Origin of the sequence: Helicobacter sp. 11S02629-2, from assembly GCF_002272875.1 — a bacterium.
Taxonomy (GTDB): domain Bacteria; phylum Campylobacterota; class Campylobacteria; order Campylobacterales; family Helicobacteraceae; genus Helicobacter_I.
In genome coordinates, this window is sequence record NZ_MLAN01000001.1 from 149,532 (window position 1) to 169,957 (window position 20,426).

Consider the following 20,426-nt stretch of genomic DNA (forward strand, 5'->3'; position numbering starts at 1 on the left):
TTTTAAGTAGTTGCTTGTTAGCTATTTTATCCAATCTATAAAGAGGTCTATATAAGCAAGCTAAAAGTTTTATGCTTATATCTAAATATATGACTAGTAATCTTCTTATCACAAAGCACTCCATTTAGCTCAGACACGGGCAGCAACTGAGCTTGGGGATTGATATATAATTTCCCCACCTTGTTTTAGCTTGCTTTCTATGTTTATAGTACATATTAATTGTAAATGTATAAAACCTTTGTTTTCAACACATTTTATTTTTAACCCCCTATACCCCTCTCTAGAGATTTTGGCTTTGAATTTAGTGTTTTATGTGAAATTTTAAACCTAGTGCTTATTTTAAAATCTATTTTTAAACTTATATTTTTTATAATAGATTTCATTCAATACAGATTCACATTAATACATCTTAGACTTAAGAGGATGCTTTATGAGACGGAAAGATAGAGAGATAACTAACTTTAAAGATATGTTTGAAATTTTAAAGCTTTGTAATGTCATAAGACTTGGGCTTATAAATAATGATGGCTTAGCTTACATCTTGCCTCTAAGTTTTGGGTATACAGAAGTTGACTGCCATATCAATCTTTACTTCCACAGCAGCACTGAAGGCAAAAAGATAGAGCTTATCAAAAAGCAAGAACTTGTAAGCTTTGAGATGGATAGAAAACATAGTCTTATAGCTGGAAAGCTTGCGTGCGACTACTCTTTTGCCTATCAAAGCATCATGGGAAAAGGAAAGCTTTGCATAGTTGAAGACGAAGAAGAAAGACTATTAGGGCTAAAAGCACTCATGTCTCACTATACTTTAGATTCTAAAGATAGCCCTAAAGATGCCCATGAGTGGGAGTTCAAAGAGGCCTCACTTGCAAAAGTTGTAGTTATCAAACTTAGCATTACTTCATGGAGTTGTAAGGAGCATTTAAAAGGGATGTAAAGGCTTTGTGCTTAGAGATTTTTAAGCTTTTGCTTAGTCTTGCTTATAGCTTTTAAGATTCCAAAAAGACTAGGCTGGTTAAATATTTCAAATGCCTCTCATATTATAAAAATACTAAAGCTGGCAAGATTCTAAAGCTTTTTTAGCATCAATTATATCCTTGCTTATTTGATTTCTTAGCTCTTCTAGATTCTTATATCTTTTATTAGCACGAAGATATTTTATAAATCCTATCTTTATATAGCCACTAACTTTTGGGATGGTGGTATCTATTAGATGGGTTTCTATGCAAAACATATTATCAGTGCTTACTCTATGACCTATGAAACTTACACTTGGATAGGCCTTGCCTTCTATATAAGTTAAAGTAGCATAGACGCCATGAAGTGGAACTATATATAAGATATTTCTCATATTGATAGTTGGATAAAGCTCTTTTTTCCCAAGCCCCTGCCCTCTTATGACCTTGCCACTTATCTCATATATCCTACCTAGCATCTTATTAGCAACATCTACATTGCCATTTTTTATTAGACTTTTTATTAGCGAGGTATGAAGTGTTAGTCCTTTATAGTTTTGCCTATCTAGGACTTTTAGTCTTATCTGTGGGTAAGAAGATTCTAGAATCTCTTTTAGGTCTATAACACTGCAAGATTTATTACGACCAAATGTAAAGTCATAGCCCACTACTATAAGCTCTAACCTAGGAAGATGCGTAGTTAAAAGCCTTATAAATTCTTCTCCACTAAGATGCTTAATACACTCTAGCCTTATCTTAAATATAGGTAGTGGTGAGTGCTCTGCTCTATATTTAAAAGGAAGCAAAAGAGGCAAAGTATAAGAGCTAATACTTAGTATACAGCCTTCTTTTCCTAGATAAGAAAAAAGCTTAAGATGTGCCATATGCATGGAATCAAACTTCCCTATGGCAACACTTTTATAAGGGAGATTACTAGAAGCTAGAAAGCTTTCCATTAGCCAAGTAGTTCTTTAACTCTGGATTCACTTGGCTCTTTATGTGCCATAGCTAGGCTTTTGTGATTAAGCTTGATATCTGGGAGTAAGTCTGTTGAAGTTAGTCCATCAAGTTGCTTGCTTAGCTTTGAAAGAGAAGTTTTGATATTAGCTTCCTCTGTATTTAAGCTTTTTATAAAGTCTTCAGAATCTAAGTCTGCAACATCTATCTTTTTTGGATCAAAGTCTAAAAGGCTAGTTTGAAAGACTTTTTTACCATCAAAGCTAGTATCTTGAATCTTTTTTGCTATCTCTGCTTTTATACCGCCTGCTTCTTTTTCTAACCTGCTTTGTGCTTCTATATCAGTTGTGTGCTTGGCATTTACATTTATACTTTTATAGTCACTAACTAGGCTTTTTACTTCCTTGATAGCCTTAGCAGCGCTTTGTAAAGTGCCTATTTCTTTATTGATAGTTTTTACTTTAGCCCCTAACATCTCTTTAGGATTTTGAGATTTTAAAGTTAGATCATCTTTTGGTATGCTTGTAATCTTTGCTGGAGTGGCATTAGCCTCTGCTACTATGGCACGTGGCTTTTCAGGGGTCTTATTAGTAGTTAAAGCGCCATTAGACGCATTAGGAGTATTTTTAGAAACTATCATTACAAAATCCTTTTAGTGATAAATTACCAAACACAGAAGCAATTTTTGTACCTAAATAGATAAGCCTAAGCTTGCCACGACATAAAGACCGATTTTATAAATAGCTTAGTTTGTAAGTGCTTATATTTGTTAAATATCTAATTACTACATTGATGCAAATATCTCCTAAAACATGGCAGTATTAAGATTACATATCATTAGTATCACACTTCTAACACTAAAACAAAGCGACACTAAAAGACTAAAATAAAACAATAAGTCTGCATAAGATAACCAATCTTTTCTGCTAGGATTAGCTAATCTTAAAACACTAGATAAGCTATAATTAAAGCTTATAAATCATTGATATATAAGGGAAGCTTAAATGATAACGCTTAAAAAAGCACTCTCACTTAAAAAAGAAGAGATAGAAGAGATAAAAGCAGATATAACTAGTAAAGTTGAAGGAGATAAGCTTAATGCCTATATATCAAAGCCTACTTTTCTAGATGGGGACTATGGAAGGGTTCCTATACTTATAAAAGATAACATCTGTGTGAAAGATAGCGAAGCTACTTGTGCTTCTAAGATTCTAAAAGGCTTTAAGTCACCTTTTGATGCGGCAGTGATAAGTAAGCTTCATGATAACAATATGTGTGCTTTTGGACGGGCTAATATGGATGAGTTTGGCATGGGCAGTACAACTATGACTAGCTGTTATGGTCCTACTTTAAACCCAGTTGATACATCTAGAATACCAGGTGGTAGTAGTGGTGGAGGTGCTGCAGCAGTAGCTAGTAAGATAGCTATAGCAAGCCTAGGAAGTGATACTGGTGGCTCAGTTAGACAGCCTTCAAGCTACTGTGGATGCGTTGGCTTAAAGCCAAGCTATGGAAGGGTTAGTAGATATGGCCTTATAGCTTATAGCTCTTCACTAGAGCAAGTTGGCACTATCACCCAAAACGTAGAAGATAGTGCTATCTTACTAGACTGTATAAGTGGGGGTTGTAGTAAAGATTCTACTTGCATGCCTTTAAAAGCTACTAAGACTTTTGATAATCTTGATAGCAGCCGTACTTTAAAAGTTGGCGTTTTACTAGATTCTATAAAAGATGCCAGCAAGGAAGTCCAAGAAGCTTACACTAAAACTATAAAAGTACTAGAAAGCCTAGGGCACAAGATAGTTCATAAAAAACTTACTGATACTAGCTATCAACTAGCTGCTTACTATATCATCTCAACAGCTGAAGCCAGCAGTAACCTAGCACGCTTTGATGGCGTAAGATATGGTAATAGAGTAGAGGCTAAAAGCTTAAAAGATATGTACTTTAATACTAGAGCACAATTTGGCGATGAGGTCAAAAGACGTATCATGCTAGGAAGCTTTGTCTTAAGTAGTGGTTACTATGATGCTTACTATAAAAGAGCTAAGAATCTTCAAGCTATGATAAAGCAAGAATATGAGGCTATATTTCAAGACTGTGACGTTATACTCTCTCCTGTAGCACCAAGTGTAGCACCAAAGCTTGATGCAAAAAGTAGCCCCCTTGAGATATATCTAAGTGATATCTATACTATAGGGGTTAATATAGCAGGTCTACCAGCCATTAGTGTGCCTGTGATAAAAAGTCCACTTCCTATAGGCATGCAGTTTATTGGCAGAAGCTTTGATGAGCAGTCTATATTAGATATAGCTTACGGACTTGAATTAGAACTTAACTTATAAAAGGATAGAGTAAATGTTTCATGCAACTACCATACTTGGATACATAGGGCAAAAAGATGGAAAGCCTTGTGGTGTTATAGGAGGGGATGGTCAAGTTAGTTTTGGCTCCTGTATCATGAAGGGCAATGCTACAAAAATAAGAAGTCTCTATAATGGAAAAGTACTAGGTGGTTTTGCAGGAAGCACTGCTGATGCCTTTTCACTTTTTGACATGTTTGAAAGAATCTTAGAATCCAGTAAGGGAAATCTTGCTAAATCAGTACTAGACTTTAGCAAAGAGTGGAGAAAAGATAAGTACTTAAGACGCCTAGAAGCTATGATGATAGTGCTAAATGCAAACAGCATATATATCTTAAGTGGTACTGGAGATGTAGTCGAGCCAGAAGATGGCAAAATCGCTGCCATTGGCAGTGGTGGTAACTACGCACTAGCAAGTGCAAGGGCACTAGATAAGTTTAGTAGTGTCTCTCCTAAAGACTTAGTTTATGAGTCTTTGCAAATCGCCGGTGATATATGCATTTATACCAATCATAATATTAAGATCTTGGAGATAGATTAATGGAAAGTGATAGTTTAAAGACGCTGGATAAAAAGCCAAAAGAGATAGTTAGCTATCTAGATGAATACATAATAGGACAGCTTGATGCTAAAAAAGCTATAGCTATAGCCTTAAGAAACCGCTACAGAAGGCTAAAGCTAAGTAAAGAGTTACAAGAAGAAGTCACCCCTAAAAACATCCTTATGATAGGGTCTACTGGAGTTGGTAAAACTGAGATAGCAAGGCGTATGGCAAAGATCATGGGGCTACCTTTTATAAAGGTTGAAGCTAGTAAATACACAGAAGTAGGCTTTGTGGGGCGTGATGTAGAATCTATGGTACGTGAGTTAGTCTTAGCTAGTATTAATCTTTTACAAAGTAAGTACAAAGCAGAATCTTCAAAAGAGATAGATGACTACATAGTAGAAAGGATAGCTAAAAAGCTTATACCACCACTTCCAAGCACTGTTAGTGAAGAAAGACAAAAAGAGTATGAAGTCAGCCTAGAAAAGATGAAAGATAAGATTAGAGATGGCTCTATGGATGATAGAAAGATATCAATAGAGATTAAAAAAAGCTCTAAAAAACTAATCGATGACAACTTGCCAGTAGAGATGTCTAAGATGCAAGAATCTTTAATGAAGGTCTTCCAAAAAGATGAAAACATCAAAAAAGAGCTAAGCATAAAAGAGGCTAAAGAAGTCTTAAGAAGTGAAGCACAAGAAAATGTACTAGATCATGAAAACATAGAGCAAGAAGCCTTAAAGCTAGCTAGTCAAAGTGGGATAATCTTTATAGATGAGATAGATAAAATCGCAGTTAGTGCTAAAAATCAAAGCCGCCAAGACCCTAGCAAAGAAGGTGTACAAAGAGACTTACTGCCTATAGTAGAAGGAAGTATAGTTAATACTAAGTATGGTCAGATAAAAACAGATCATATACTTTTTATAGCAGCAGGAGCATTTCACCTAAGTAAACCAAGTGATCTAATCCCTGAGTTGCAAGGTCGTTTCCCACTAAGAGTAGAGTTAGATAACCTTGATGAAGAAGCCCTCTATCAGATTCTTACTTCTACTAAAAACTCTATCATCAAGCAGTACCAAGCCCTTTTAAGTGTAGAAGGAGTGGAACTTAGCTTTGAAGATGAAGCACTGCGTGAGTTAAGTCGCCTAAGCTATAGGGCTAATGAAGACACTGAAGACATAGGTGCTAGACGCCTTCACACAGCTATAGAAAAAGTTATAGAAGATATAAGCTTTAATGCTGATGACTACAAGGGTCAAAAAGTAGTAGTAGATAAAGAACTAGTTAATAAAAAGTTAGATAGCTTAGTTAAAAACGTAGATCTAACACGATATATACTATAAGACTTAAAGCAAAGCAACAAACAAAACTTAAATAGGGGAAGCTTACATGATAGATACAAAACTGCTATTAAGAGATTTACAAACGTGTACAAGAAAGCTTGAGGCTAAAGGCGTAAGCAAGCAAGATATAGACAGCCTTGTTAGCCTAAGTCTAGCTTACAAAGAAGCAAAGACTAATGTAGAAAAGCTTCAAGCCACTCAAAATGCCCTTTCAAAAACTAAACCTGATGAAGAAACTAAAGCAAAGATACTCTCCTTGGTACAAGAGCTTAAAAGTGAGCAAGAAAACTTAAAAGACATAGAATCTAAGTTTGAAGCTTTACTACTTGGAACCCCTAATCTAATAGATGATAAAACCCCTATAGGTAAAGATGAAAGTGAAAACTTAGAGCTAAAAAGAGTACTAACTCCACCTACTTTTAGCTTCACTCCAAAAGCCCACTGGGAGCTAGCAGAAAAAAACGGCTGGATAGACTTTGAAAATGCTGCCAAAATCGCCAAGTCAAGATTTAACATATTAAGAGGAATGGCAGCTAAACTTAACTTTGCCCTTATCTCTTACATGCTTGAGTTTAACCAAAGTCGTGGCTTTGAGTACGTACACACTCCAGTGCTAGTTAATGCAAATGCTTTGCTTGGCACAGGGCAACTTCCAAAGTTTAAAGATGACATGTTTAAGCTAGAAAACACCCTTGATCCAGATACTAACAAAGGTCATGAACTTTATCTTATATCAACTTCTGAGATTTCACTTACTAATATCTACCAAGATACCATTATCCCTTATGATGAGTTGCCTTTAAAGCTTACTTCTTATACTCCTTGTTTTAGGAAAGAAGCAGGCAGTGCTGGCAGGGATACACGCGGCATCATAAGACAGCATCAATTCGATAAGGTTGAGCTTGTAAGTATCACTTCAGAAGAAGATAGCGAGGCTATGCAAGCTTATATGATAGAAACTGCTTCACTTCTTTTAGAAAGACTAGGACTTCCTCATAGACTAGTACAACTTTGCAGTGGCGATCTTGGATTTAGCGCTAGTAATACAGTGGACTTAGAAGTGTGGTTTCCTTCACAAGATACTTATAGAGAGATAAGTTCAGTTTCAAACTGCAGAGACTTCCAAGCAAGACGTGCGAAAATCCGCTATAAGCAAGATGGTAAAAACAAACTAGCCCATACGCTAAATGGCTCTAGTCTTGCAGTAGGAAGAACCTTAGCTGCTATCATGGAAAACTACCAAGATGAACAGGGTAATATCAAGATTCCAAAAGTATTAGAAAAATACATGCCGGGCATTAACTAAGACATTTAGGGATGGGATTAATACGTGCCTAACGCTACAGATAACAAAGGCAAAAAGGCTAGCCTTAAAGAAAAGCTTGATTTTTCAAAGATATTTTATGTCATCAAGTCCTTTTTTCATCCACTAAAAGGGCTTGCGGTCAAAAAAGCAAAGATAGTGCCTAAGCCTAAGGAGTCTTTAGGTGACCTTGAGCTTTTAGAAGCAGAAAGAGAAGGCACTAACCACCAAGCTAGTAGTGAAGAACTTAAAGCAGCAGACAAAAGACTAAGTAAAAAAACACTTGGGATAATAATAGGCATTGTTGTAATAATCATCATCATATCTATACTAATAGCACTAATTATTAATAAAAAAGAAAGTCAAAGCCAAGCAAAAGCTCTAGATAATCTAGCAGCCAGACAAGCACAGATAGCAGCACAAACTGAGATAAAAGAAACTGCCCTACCAGATATCCCCATGCTTTCTTCTATAAATGCTCCCATAGTTGATGATAACAACTTACAAGACCTAATCAAAAAAGCAGACATCCTTTATAAAAGTGGCAACAAAGATGATGCCCTTGATATCTATAAGCAAATAGCTAGCTTTTCTAAGGCCATAGCTAACTATAACTTAGGTGTAGTAGAGGCAAAGTCAAAAGACTATCTAGCAAGCCTTAGATACTACGACTTAGCTATAAACTCTGGAGAAGATATACCACTAAGTGCTAATAACGCTATGGCTGATGCTTACTATCTAAAAGATGAGGCAAAATTTAAACACTACTTAAATATAAGCAATACCTACTTAAACCAGATAAGCACCCTTGTGCCCTACCCTTATATCTATGCACTTAATCAGTACTATAATGGCAACTACTTTGAAGCCCTCTCTCCACTTTCTCATCCAAGCAGTGCTTTTAGTAATGGCGAAAAACGCCTTGCAAGTAAAATGTATGCAGTCTTTAATGACAACCTTAATGCTTATAAGAATCTAAAAGAAGTAGCCACTCCAGAAGATGAGCTAGCCTTAGGTCAGCTTGCTGCAAGAGAGGGCAACTTAAAAGAGGCTTTAGCGCATATAGAAAACTATCTTATAAGCTATCCAAATGATATAAATGCCCAAATGAGTGCTGAGCTTATAAGCTTAAGAATGGGGGCTTATGCTAATGCTGCTAAGTTTATGGGAAGCTATTCAAGTATTGCTAAAAATGTCCCTAATCCCTACCCGATAAAAGTAGTTATCTCACCTAATATATTTGATGTAAATCTAGCTCAAAGAGAGCTTTGGAGAAGTACTTTTGAAAACTCAAAGCTTTTCATAGCCAAGATCTTATTTTACTATGCGCCTTACCGCGTATTTGACGTAGATAGGGCTTTAAGAGTTATAGTTGAAGGAGTGCTTGACACTCAGATAAATCAAAACAGACTAGAAGAAAGCAACTCCATACTAGTTAAAGGTGCTACTATCTCTGAGATAAACCAAGACATAGCACTTGCCTTAAAACGCATTAATAACAACGACACAAGAGGCGCTTTAAAGCTTTTAGAACGAAGCCTTAAAAGCAATATAGACCACGCTGTGCTGCACTATGATATAGGTGTGCTTTATGCACAAATGGGTGAGTTTGATAAGGCCTACTATCACTTTTTACGTGCCTACCACTTAGATAACAACGATATATTAGCCGGTAACCTAGCCTTATTAAGTGGAGTTATAACTAAGCATGATAACATCCAGCTAAATGCCTCTATATCTGAAAGTATAAGAAACTCCAAGCTAGATTCAAAAAAGCTAAGTCTGTATAAGTCTATGCAAAACTGGATAAATGACCCTAGGGTTAGACCCTATATAGCACCAAAAAATGCCTCTTTATTTGAATATGCTTATAGCTTAGTTAGTGCTACAAGCCAGCAAAACAAACAAGTGATGCTTGAAGCAACCACAGGCTTAAAAGACTTACAGCCTAATGACTTAGTGGCTAACTATCTTTATGGCATAGCATCTAACTTCGGACAAAATGCAAAAAATATGTCTTTAAACCTGCAGTATCTTTTTAAGGGCAACTTAAAGCTTGACTTAAATCCAGTCTTTTATGGGCCTACTTTAGCACGTGAGATATATATAAAAATAGGCTTTATAACCGGTAACTTAAAGCTACAAAAAAAGATACTCCAAGATAAGCTAAGCACGCAAGACCTTAATCCTAATGGCATCATGCAAGCCCTAGCCTACCTTGATATCTATGATAATAACTTTGAAGAAAGCTATAGCCTTTATAACACGCTGATTAATGATAGAAAAGAAGATGATAGTAATACTAGATTTTTCGGTGCCCTTGCGGCAATTGGCGCTGGACATAACAACATCGCTACTTTGTTACTTCAACTTGCTAAGATGGATTCTAGTAGTAACTTTGAAAGCAAGTACGCTTTAGGGCTTTTATATCAAGAGCAAGGTAACTATAACGCAGCCGCCCAGCACTTTAACTCTATTAGCAATACTGACTTGAACTCTGAGTACTTTAGCTTTAAGATAGATGATAGCAAGATCAAAATCCCACAATAACACCTAAAACAACAAAGGCCATATACAAATGTCAGACACCCTACTCTTAGTAAAAAATCTAAGTAAAACCAAAAACAACATAGAGATACTAAAAGATATAAACTTTTCCATAGATAAAGGGCAAGTTGTAGGATTACTTGGGGCTAATGGAAGTGGAAAAACTAGCCTTTTAAAACTAATTGCCCTTTTAAATCGCCCAAGCGAGGGCAGCATAGAGTTTGATTCTAAGCCTTTAAGTATAGAATCTAAAAACGAAATGGTCTTCTTACCAGACCTTGATGTCTTAGATGCCAAGTCAAAGATAAGTAGTATTATTAGTTTTTATGAAGGTGTATTTTATAACTTTAAAAAAGATATAGCCCTTGAGATTCTAGATAGCTTAAAGATAAAGTCTAATGCTTATATAAATCGCTGTTCAAAAGGCACTAGGGAAAAAATCGCCCTTGCTTTAACCATGGCTAGGCAAGTAAAGCTTTATATGTTTGATGAACCCATAGTCGGCATAGACCCAGTGGCAAGAGACTTAGTGCTTGGCATCATCTTAAAGTATAAAAAGCAAGATTCTAGCCTTATCATCTCAACTCACTTATTAAACGAAGTAGAAGCTATCTTGGATACTGCCCTTTTTATGTATGAAGGAAGACTAATAGCTAATAAAAAACTAAACGATATAAAAGAAAGTGGCTTATCTTTAGAGGCAAGCTTTAAAGAGTTAATCCTTACGCAAGGCTAAGTTAGAATTTATAGCTATTACTAAGGCCTATCATAAGGCATCATAAGAAGCACAGCACGCACGAAGTGGCAATCATATATTTTATAGATTCCATAAAGCTATGGAATCTATTTTTTAACTAATGCACCACAAAGAAAGCTTAATATAAACCCACTCATCCCCTAAAAGCCTTTTCAAGTTTTTCTAAAAAAGATTCCACATTAGCTTGCAAGTCTTTAAGTAGGCCTATATTTTCTATCACAAAGTCACTTTTTTCTTTCTTAACTTCTATATCTAGTTGAGATTCTATCCTTTCAAGTGCGGCTTTTTCATCTAGCCCATCCCTACTCATAACTCTTTTAAGCTGCATGGATTTTGGTGCATAAACACAGGCTACAAACCTATAAGTATAGTGATGTGTGCTTTCAAAAAACAAAGGCAGATCTAAGAAATAAGGAACTTTAAACTTTTCTAACGCCAAAGACTGTCTATCAACTTCTTGATATATATAAGGATGAAGCAAAGATTCTAAAAGTTTTCTTTTTGCCTCATCGCCAAAGACTAAAGCTCCAAGTTTGCTTCTTACTATCTCGCCTTTAGTATCTGTTACATCCTTGCCAAAAAGCTCTAAAACCTTATCTTTTTTAACTTCTAAGGCATCTTTTGCGATCTTATCTACATCTATAACCTTATAGCCTTGCAACCTCAAAAGATTAGCAACTGTAGTCTTGCCACAGCCTATAGAACCAGTTAGTATCACGGCTTTTGTGTCTTTATCCACCATTTTTCCTTTGCTTTTTTAAGATTTAGGTCAATATGCGATTTAAAAAAACTTAGTAATAATTATAGACATAAAATAAGGCTTAAATAAGGTTTGAAAATATGATGTTTGATAAAAATATAAGTTGCAACCATGCTAATAGATAGCTTCAACAGAGAGATAGACTACCTAAGGATCTCAGTTACAAAACAGTGTAATTTCAGGTGCCAGTACTGTATGCCTAATACTCCTTTAGACTTCCACGAAGAAAGCGTAGGACTTGATAAGATACTAAACTTCGTAAAAATCTGCATAGATAATGGAGTAAAAAAGATAAGAGTAACTGGTGGCGAGCCCTTACTAAGACCAGATCTAAGTAAGTTTTTACATGATATAAAAAGCTATAAGCCAGAAATCGACCTAGCTATAACTACTAATGCCTTTTTACTCCACAAGTATGTAGATAGCCTTCATGATGCAGGCTTAAGACGTATAAATGTAAGCCTAGATTCCTTAAAGCCAGAACGCATAGCACTAATCTCAAAAGTTAACGCCCTACCTTCTATCCTAAAAAGCCTAGAGCTTGCCTCTAAAAAAGACTTCATTATAAAGCTAAATATGGTGCCTTTACAAGGTATAAATGACGATGAGATAGGCGATATGCTACATTTTGCCATGGAGCATAACTTTACTTTACGCTACATAGAGTACATGGAAAATCTAAGTGCTTCTAGTAATATAAAAGGCTTTAAGTCCAATGAGATATTAGAAAAGCTTAAAAAAGACTTTCTAATAAGCTATGAAGAGAAAGAAAAAAAGGGTCCTGCTAAAATCTACACTGCTACTAACTTAGAATCTAAGCTAGTTTCTGAGTTTGGAATCATCTCTCCTCACGATGATGACTTCTGTAAAAGTTGCAATAGGATACGTTTGACTGCAAAAGGAGTGCTTTGTCCTTGCTTGTACTATCAAGATAGTGTAGACTTAAAAGATGCTTTAGAGAGTGAAGATGGAGAGAAGCTAGATTCTTTACTAAAAAAAGCCATCAAAGACAAACCAGAAAAAAATCTTTGGTCAGAAGATGATATATCAGCTCGTGCATTTTATGAAACAGGGGGATAAGTAGTTTAAGGAGGCTTAAACTTTCTTTTAAAAAGGATGCATAATGACAAGCAAGGCGCTTTTAACTGACTTATACCAACTAACGATGATGCAAGGCTATAGCAAAAGTCAGATGTTAGATAAAGTGGCAGTTTTTGATGTCTTTTACAGAGGGACTAACCACGCTATTGCCTGTGGGTTAGAGCAGGCTTTAGAGTATGTTTTAAACCTAAGATTTGAAAAAAGCGATCTAGAGTATCTTTGGTCTTTAAAGATGTTTGATGAAGACTTTTTAAATCTACTAAAAGACTTTAAGTTTAGCGGTGATATCTACGCTATCAAAGAAGGAACTGTGATCTTTCCTCAAGAGCCTTTTGTGACTATAAAAGCTAGACTTTTTGAAGCCCAGCTTATAGAAACCGCTTTGCTTTCTATCTTAAACTACCAAACTTTGGTTGCCTCAAAGGCTGCTAAAGTGGTCTATAGTGCCAAAGATAAGCTAGTAGCTGACTTTAGTTTAAGGCGTGCACAAGGTGCTGAAGCAGGAGTTCAAAGCTCAAGGGCAGCTTATATAGCTGGAGTTGATGCTACTTCTAACGTTCTAGCTGGCAAGATGTTTGATATACCAGTAACTGGCACTCATGCCCATGCTTGGGTTATGAGCTTTGATAGTGAGCTAGAAGCTTTTAGGGCTTATGCTAAAACCTATCCAGATAGCTGCTTACTGCTTGTAGATACCTATGATACGCTAAATAGTGGCGTGCCTAATGCCATAACAGTTTTCAAAGAGCTTGCTAGCAAAGGCCACAAGCCAGTTGGTATAAGGCTAGATTCTGGAGACTTAGCCTATCTTTCAAAGAAAGCTAGAGAGATGCTAGATGAAGCGGGATTTAGCGAAGTAAAGATCTTTGCTTCTGGTGATATAGATGAAAACATCATCATCTCTCTTGAAAGTCAACACGCAAGGATAGATGGCTTTGGTGTTGGCACTAAACTAGTCTCTAATGCAGAAACTCCTAGTCTTAATGGCGTCTATAAACTAGCTGCTATAAGTGAAGGTGGAGTTTTAGTACCTAAGCTAAAAGCTAGCAACACCCTAGGCAAGATAACAAATCCGGGCTTTAAAAAAGTACTTAGAATCTATGACGCCAAAACTAACAAAGCCGAAGCTGATCTAATCTGCCTTATGGAAGAAAACTTTGATGACTTAGAAGAGCTAACCATCTTTGATCCACGCTGTCCTTATAAACGAAAAACTATGAGTAACTTCTACACTAAAACACTTACAACGCTTGTAGTAAAAGAAGGAAAGCTAGTGTATGACTTGCCAAGCGTTAAAGACATAGCTAGTTTTCATAAAGAATCTTATGCTGAGTTTTGGGATGAGTACAAAAGAACACTTAATCCACAAAAGTATAAAGTAGACCTTTCACAAAAACTTTTTGATATGAAAAATGATCTTTTAAAAAAGTGTTTATTAAGCTAGATTAAAAGTAGCCTTAAAGCTTTGTCTATCAAATGTCATTGCAATATAGCTTAGCAATGACAACTTTTAAGTCATCAATCAAGCCGCATATTCATGCACTAAGTAGTGATTAAACTCCTAACAAAGTATCCCTTATCTTCATATTATTGCAAAACTACTTATAAACTATAGTAAGAAAATATTAAAAAACTATCACTTGAAGCACATATAAAAAGAAGTACAATAAAAAAGGGCTAGATTAGACCTATAAGCTTTTGTCACTAATAAAAGCTTATAAAGTTTATCTAGCCCTAAGCGATCTTAAAAAGACAAAGGTTTAAGTTTTTGTTGTGACTATAAACATACAAAATATAATCACTCCTAAAAACTTAAGTCTTTAAGTAGTTTAAAGTTAGTTATAAAGATCAAACATACAAAAAGATCTTTATAAACTCTTAGACTACTTTTTAAGCAATGCATCCCACCCACCCAAACCCATAACTCTTACTAACTCATATCAACAACCTTTAAGTCAAGCTTAAGTTAAAACTATATTCTTAGTTGCCTCCAAAGTAATATGTATAGTTAAGTGAGATATCACTACTTGCAAAAGAAGAGCTAGTATTTCTAAAGTAGTACTGATACTCTAGTGACACTGCTTGATGTTTCCCAAAGAAAGCTATAAGACCAGCTTTAAGGGTTGGGAGGATATGTGCTTGATTATTAGCCCTAGCAGCATTTAGTCTATCTTGCTCTTCTTTAGCCCGATTAGCAGCTACTAATTGTTTCCTATCCAAGTCATCAACTTGTGCTTGTGCATCAGCTAGTTGTTTGTTTACATCATCTAGCTTGGACTGTATATCTGTTACCCTATCATTAGCAGCTTTTAACTCACCAGTTTTTTGTTTAGTGACATCTCCTATCTGGCCATTTAGCTCTTGTACTTGTTGTTGTGCTTGCTCTAGCTTACTTTGTAAATCAGCCCTACTGCTAGTTAGTTGCTCTATTTTTGGTTGTAAATCTGATATTTGTTGTTGCATAGAAGCAGAATTCAATGTTGCACTAGATATTTGAATTCCTAAATCGACTAATTTATCAGCCTTATTTTGTAGACCAGGTATAGTATCCGCTTGTTTTTGAAGTTCATCTGCCTTATCTGCTTGAGGTTGTAGCTGACTTATCTTATCTTGCAATGCTTGTACATCTTTCTGCTTGGATACTGCATTATTAACTACACCATCTTGAAGGGCTTGTATATAGTTACGCACAGCATATGATGTATCTAAAAAATTCTTTAGCATCCTCACATCGCCACCACCATTACTTCTATTGAAATCAATATTCAGAGAATTTATGTTTCCATTAACATTACTTAATGCACCTGCATAGTCACCTTGCTTTGCACTGTTAAGTGCCTGTAGTAATTGAGCAGCAGTTGCTCCTGTGTGAAATCTACTTGGTAAAGTTTCTGTAGTGCCAACAGTTTGGTTAAAGCCACTAGGATCACCACTAACATATGCCGTTCCACTAACAGCACTAGTTGGCAACCTCCATACTGCTGCCCCAACTACACTATCACTAATGTGATTCCCACTTCCATTACTTCCAGCATCATTAGTCCTTATAGTAACACCAGCTCCTAAGATATATCCTAGTTTTACATAGCCAGTGCTTCCTATTTTAAAGGCTTGGATAAAGTCTAGATTAAGTGAGTACTGAGGGTTAAAGCTTGAAGTTGTTCCAATAGAGTTTGCACCAACTCCTAAACCAACTTGAATCCCTAAAGTGCTAGATCTAGTAGTAGTAAAGATTCCAGTGCCTAGTTTTAACCTTGCATCTAGTCCTGCATTTGGAGCAAAAAGCACTCCTCCATTAGCACTTTTTGCACTTAGCCCAGTTCCTACCCCACCACCTAGTAAGAATCTGATTCCATTTATATCGTTATTTTGAGTGCTTCTTTTGTGGGTAGCTGCCATAGCTACACTACTAAAGCTAACTATAAGACTAGTTGCTAGTATGATTTTAGTAACTTTTTTCATGATCTTTCCTTATATATTTTTATCTAGTTATTTTGTTATGTGATTTAGCAGGCTTACTTGCTACCAAAGTAGTAGGTGTAGTTAAGGCTGATATCACTGCTTGCAAAAGAAGAGCTAGTATTTCTAAAGTAGTACTGATACTCTAAAGATACTGCTTGATGTTTTCCTATAAAGGCTATAAGACCTGCTTTTAAAGTTGGCAATACAGGAGGTATGCTATCTTTAAGGGCTTGACGTTGACGTTCTGCAGCATTTGCTTGATTAGCCGCCACTATTTGCTGGTTTCTATAATCATCAATCTTTTTTCTAGCTTCAGCTAGTTGTTGATTTATATCTGCTAGTTGCCCTGTTAGGTTTTTAGCTTTATCTAAAGCGGCAGCTATATCAGTATCTTGCTGTTTTCCAGTAGTACCCCTTTGGGCGATTAATGCAGTTATCTGATCTTGTGCATCTTTTATTTGTTGTTGCAAGTCACCTGTAACCTTAGTTAATTTATTAAAACTTTCTTGAGCAGCTGTTAAATCCTCTTGTGTTAGTTGATTAGAAGAGGTTAGATCACTAAGCTTTTTAGTTAGATCATCAACTTTATTAGCATTGGCTTGTAGTCCAGGTATGGTATCTACTTGCTGTTGTAAGCTAGATAGCTTATTTGCTTTAGGCTGCAAGTTATTAACCGTTTCCTGTAAGTTTGATGCTTGATTAGCAAGATCCCTTGCCTTATTACTTGTATATGTGCTTACAAAGCTAGCAAGGCTATTTGCAGTGGCTTGTAGGTCTTTTAAAAGTCCATAAGAAGAAGGAGTATAGCCACTACTAGAGCTGTAGCTAGATAACATACTTTCCAAATCCTTTTTGCGCTGATTTACAACATCATTGCTAACACCATATATAGCCTTACCATTACCAGCTCCTCCTGATACAAATTGATCAATGCTTGCTGCTAGGCTTTGTGCATTTGCTGCATTAACTCTTGCTGCTAAAAAGTTTCCTTGTTGTAAATTACCAATTGCATTTATCATAGCCTTTATGGAATCATTATAGGTTTCGCTTATGCCAACCATATTTACATCCGCTTGTCCACCACTAGCACCTGATGAAGCAATTATCACACTTGGTAAAGTAGAAGTATTTCCAACCGTATCATTAAACATATTAAGCCCACTTACTCTCATAACTGCACCACCAGCTCCAGAACCACTAACACCAGTTGTTGACTGAGGTGATGGAGTAGTGCCACCACCACCACCGCCTCCACCGCCTCCATCGAGTCTTTGATCAACGAGAATATTCATAACATTAATACTTGCTGCCCCAACTACACTATCACTAATATGATTTCCACTTCTATTGCTTCCAGCATCATGAGTTCTTATAGCTAGTCCTGCTCCTAGTATATAACCTAGTTTTACATAGCCACTTCCTACATTAAAGGCTTGTATAAAGTCTAGATTAACAGAGTACTGAGGGTTAAAGCCAGTGCCTGAGCCTAGGGCATTAGCCCCAACCCCTATAGTTGCTTGCAAACCTATGGTGCCAGACCTTGTAGCACTGAAGATTCCAGTACCTAGTTTTAACTTTGCATCTAGTCCTGCATTAGGAGCTAACACGCTAAACCCTCTACTAGCACCTTCTACATTTAGTCCTGTACCTACTCCACCACCTAGCAAGAACTTAATGCCTTCTATATTGTTATTAGCACTAAATGCTTGTCTAGCATTGGTGTGATGCACTCTTTTATGGGTAGCAGCCATAGCCATACTACTAAGGCTTGCTATTAAACTAGTAGCCAATATTATTCTTGTAGCTTTTTTAGTAATCTGCTTCATATCCTTACCTTTTAGAAATTTGATTTAGCACCACTAACTTAGTGAGTTAGAAAATTCTAATTGTTTTTTTTTTTTTGTATTAAAGGAAGCTTAAAGTGAAAACTTTTATAAAAAATATTTATTAGTTAATATTAAAAATGAAATAAAATTTTACTTTTAGCTATTTTTAGCTCTTTTTCACTTTAAATATTAAAATGATCTTTTACTAATAATTAAGATAAGAAAAGGGGTAGTTAACTTTAAAAGCTAGACTAAGCAAAGATAGATAGGTGGCATTAAGAAGTTTTAAAAAGTAACTTATATAAACCTAAGAGAGGATATACATAAAGCTTTCATGTCATTAAAAAATAATAATAAATGCATAACAACATAAAATCTATAAAAGCATAAAAGTTAAAAAGTAAAAGTTTATAAAGTCAAACCCTAAAAAAGGGCTTGCAAAAAATGTAGAAATAAAAAATAAAAGAAATCAAAAAATAAAAAAATATCTACAAAAACAGATAGTGTTTTTGCTTATCTTCTTCTTTTTTCTCTAAAAGGATCTACTGCTATATAGATAAGTCCAAGTCCTAACATAGGAAGATCTTTAAGCATAAAAAAGTCTATATGCCCTACTCCATCTACCACCTTCCAAATACCCGGTGTTGTAAAAAGAAAAGAAAGTGTAAAAAGAAAGGTTATAACTATACAGATACCTGCGATGATGCGTATGACCTTAAAGTAAAACCCTAGGATGATTAAGATTCCAGTTATTATCTCTATGACACCGAAGAGATTTGAAACGCCTTGATCGTTTAAAATATCATAAAGCCAAAAGAGTAAAAAGTGGTTGCTAACTAGGGGCTTGATAGCTGCAGCTTCTGTCGGGGTAAACTTATAAACCCCTATCCAAATGACTATGATGGCTATGCCAGCGTAAGCTATGAAATAGCCTATACGAGAGAGAGCTTTCAAAATGTAATCCTTTAATGTAGTGTCCTGTGGCTTAAATCAGGTTCTAAATTAAATTATAAAACCTGTTAATATATTATTAAGTCTGCTGGTGTCAGCCTAACTGCACTCTTTTAGTAAATATATTATTAACTTTTTATACCAAAACTTAACAAAAACTTAAATAGATAAAGATTTTTTTAACTTATATAGATTAGAGGTAGGCTGCATTTTTATAAGCCCACCTACACCTATACTCTTACTTTCTAGGGTCTTGTATAACTCCACTTAGTGCAGAAGCTGCTACTACTGCGGCATTTGCTAGATAGACTTCTGAGGTCCTATCGCCCATACGGCCTACAAAGTTTCTATTAGTAGTAGAGATGCACTTTTCATCTTCTCCTAAGATTCCCATATAGCCGCCTAAGCAAGCCCCACAAGTTGGGTTACTTACTAAGGCTCCAGCATCAAGCAAGTCATTGATATAACCTAGCTCATAGGCTTTTTTATAGATCTTTTGAGTGCCCGGGGTTACTATAAGCCTAACTCTTTTATCTATCTTTTTACCCTTTAGTATCTCGCTTGCTATTTTTAGATCACTTAGGCGTCCATTTGTGCATGAACCTATGAAGGCTTGATCTATTCTTACATTATCTTTAGCTGCCTCGCTTATGCTTTTGCCATTACTTGGTAAAAATGGATAAGCAACTAAAGGCTCTAGTTTATCTAAGTCTATATGTAGCACTTGCTCATAGTTAGCATCTTCATCACTATAAAAAAACTTAGGCTCACTTCTTAACCCAGCCTCTTTGCGTCTATCTTCTAAAAAGGCTTTAGTTATCTCATCAGCAGCGATTATGCCGTTTTTTGCACCTGCTTCTATGGCCATATTACAAAGGGAGAATCTATCATCCATACTTAGATGCTTTATAGCTTCTCCTGTAAACTCTAGTGCCTTATAAAGGGCACCATCAACGCCTATTTGACGTATCACTTCTAAGATTAGATCTTTACCGCCTACCATCTTTTGAGGTTTGCCACTAAAGACTACTTTTATACTTCTTGGCACTTTAAACCAATTCTTCCCAGTTATCATGGCATAAGCTATATCAGTACTTCCCATGCCCGTGCTAAAAGCTCCTAAGGCACCATGAGTGCAAGTGTGAGAATCTGCACCTATTATCACATCACCACTTACAACTAAGCCTTTTTCTGGGATTAAAGCGTGCTCTATGCCCATATCTCTTTCATCAAAGTAGTTTTTAAGATTCTGCTCTAAGATGAACTCGCGGCTGATTTTGGCTTGATTAGCACTTTGGATATCTTTAGCTGGGATATAGTGGTCCATAACTAGGCTAAAGTTTTCAGGGCGTGCTAGCTTTTTAGCCCCTGCTTCTTTAAAAGACCTTATAGATATGGGCATAGTTATGTCATTAGCTATAACCATATCTATATCGCACTCTATTATGGAATCTGCCCTTGCCTCTTTGCCAACGTGGTCGCTAAAAATCTTTTCTGTGATAGTTAAACCCTTCATCTTATTCCTTCCCTTAATTTCACACTTATATATTTATATT

General features: G+C 35.9%; 16 protein-coding genes. 9 read left to right on the forward strand and 7 right to left on the reverse strand.

The window, feature by feature from the left end; all coding sequences use genetic code 11:
• Positions 1-430 precede the first annotated feature (430 nt).
• A complete protein-coding gene (locus tag BKH40_RS00645) occupies positions 431-937 on the forward strand; it encodes a pyridoxamine 5'-phosphate oxidase family protein (RefSeq protein WP_095275912.1) in 507 nt (168 codons plus the stop codon).
• A 114-nt stretch (positions 938-1,051) separates the two neighbouring features.
• Here the strand turns inward: BKH40_RS00645 and BKH40_RS00650 are convergent, their stop codons facing one another.
• Positions 1,052-1,912, reverse strand: a complete 861-nt coding sequence (locus BKH40_RS00650; protein WP_095275913.1) for a bifunctional riboflavin kinase/FAD synthetase — start codon at positions 1,910-1,912, stop codon at positions 1,052-1,054.
• Positions 1,912-2,553, reverse strand: a complete 642-nt coding sequence (locus tag BKH40_RS00655; protein ID WP_095275915.1) for a hypothetical protein — start codon at positions 2,551-2,553, stop codon at positions 1,912-1,914. The genes BKH40_RS00650 and BKH40_RS00655 overlap by 1 nt, the downstream gene beginning before the upstream one ends.
• A 364-nt stretch (positions 2,554-2,917) precedes the next feature.
• Between BKH40_RS00655 and gatA the strand changes: the two genes are divergently transcribed.
• From gatA to BKH40_RS00685, 6 genes are read left to right on the forward strand one after another with little or no spacing between them, the layout of a single operon-like run.
• A complete protein-coding gene (gene gatA, locus BKH40_RS00660) occupies positions 2,918-4,258 on the forward strand; it encodes an Asp-tRNA(Asn)/Glu-tRNA(Gln) amidotransferase subunit GatA (RefSeq protein WP_095275916.1) in 1,341 nt (446 codons plus the stop codon).
• A 13-nt stretch (positions 4,259-4,271) separates the two neighbouring features.
• Positions 4,272-4,817, forward strand: coding sequence for an ATP-dependent protease subunit HslV (gene hslV / locus BKH40_RS00665; RefSeq protein WP_095275918.1), 546 nt, complete (start codon positions 4,272-4,274; stop codon positions 4,815-4,817).
• Positions 4,817-6,163, forward strand: coding sequence for an HslU--HslV peptidase ATPase subunit (hslU, locus tag BKH40_RS00670; protein ID WP_095275919.1), 1,347 nt, complete (start codon positions 4,817-4,819; stop codon positions 6,161-6,163). The genes hslV and hslU overlap by 1 nt, the downstream gene beginning before the upstream one ends.
• Before the next feature lie 46 nt (positions 6,164-6,209).
• On the forward strand, positions 6,210-7,469 hold the full coding sequence (gene serS / locus BKH40_RS00675) for a serine--tRNA ligase (protein WP_095275921.1): 1,260 nt from the start codon (positions 6,210-6,212) through the stop codon (positions 7,467-7,469).
• A 24-nt stretch (positions 7,470-7,493) separates the two neighbouring features.
• Complete coding sequence (locus BKH40_RS00680; RefSeq protein ID WP_095275923.1) at positions 7,494-10,016, forward strand: tetratricopeptide repeat protein; 2,523 nt, start codon at positions 7,494-7,496, stop codon at positions 10,014-10,016.
• A gap of 28 nt (positions 10,017-10,044) precedes the next feature.
• A complete protein-coding gene (locus tag BKH40_RS00685) occupies positions 10,045-10,749 on the forward strand; it encodes an ABC transporter ATP-binding protein (RefSeq protein WP_095275925.1) in 705 nt (234 codons plus the stop codon).
• Positions 10,750-10,903: 154 nt separating this feature from the next.
• Here BKH40_RS00685 and coaE read toward each other — a convergent pair whose 3' ends face one another.
• Complete coding sequence (gene coaE, locus BKH40_RS00690; RefSeq protein ID WP_180675037.1) at positions 10,904-11,509, reverse strand: dephospho-CoA kinase; 606 nt, start codon at positions 11,507-11,509, stop codon at positions 10,904-10,906.
• A 132-nt stretch (positions 11,510-11,641) separates the two neighbouring features.
• On the opposite strand from coaE, the gene moaA reads away from it, so the two are divergent.
• Complete coding sequence (moaA, locus tag BKH40_RS00695; RefSeq protein ID WP_095275928.1) at positions 11,642-12,610, forward strand: GTP 3',8-cyclase MoaA; 969 nt, start codon at positions 11,642-11,644, stop codon at positions 12,608-12,610.
• Between the two features lie 43 nt (positions 12,611-12,653).
• On the forward strand, positions 12,654-14,075 hold the full coding sequence (locus BKH40_RS00700; RefSeq protein WP_095275929.1) for a nicotinate phosphoribosyltransferase: 1,422 nt from the start codon (positions 12,654-12,656) through the stop codon (positions 14,073-14,075).
• Positions 14,076-14,611: 536 nt separating this feature from the next.
• Here the strand turns inward: BKH40_RS00700 and BKH40_RS00705 are convergent.
• The 4 genes from BKH40_RS00705 to leuC all read right to left on the reverse strand — a co-directional run bounded on the left by BKH40_RS00705 (position 14,612) and on the right by leuC (position 20,386).
• Complete coding sequence (locus BKH40_RS00705) at positions 14,612-16,093, reverse strand: hypothetical protein (RefSeq protein ID WP_095275931.1); 1,482 nt, start codon at positions 16,091-16,093, stop codon at positions 14,612-14,614.
• A gap of 53 nt (positions 16,094-16,146) precedes the next feature.
• Positions 16,147-17,919, reverse strand: a complete 1,773-nt coding sequence (locus tag BKH40_RS00710; protein ID WP_095275932.1) for a hypothetical protein — start codon at positions 17,917-17,919, stop codon at positions 16,147-16,149.
• Positions 17,920-18,432: 513 nt separating this feature from the next.
• Positions 18,433-18,873 (reverse strand): DUF417 family protein, encoded by a 441-nt coding sequence (locus tag BKH40_RS00715; RefSeq protein WP_219350143.1) that lies wholly within the window; start codon positions 18,871-18,873, stop codon positions 18,433-18,435.
• A gap of 235 nt (positions 18,874-19,108) precedes the next feature.
• Positions 19,109-20,386 carry a 3-isopropylmalate dehydratase large subunit gene (gene leuC / locus BKH40_RS00720; RefSeq protein WP_095275935.1) on the reverse strand — a complete coding sequence of 426 codons (1,278 nt, stop codon included), beginning with the start codon at positions 20,384-20,386 and terminating at the stop codon, positions 19,109-19,111.
• Positions 20,387-20,426 lie beyond the last annotated feature (40 nt).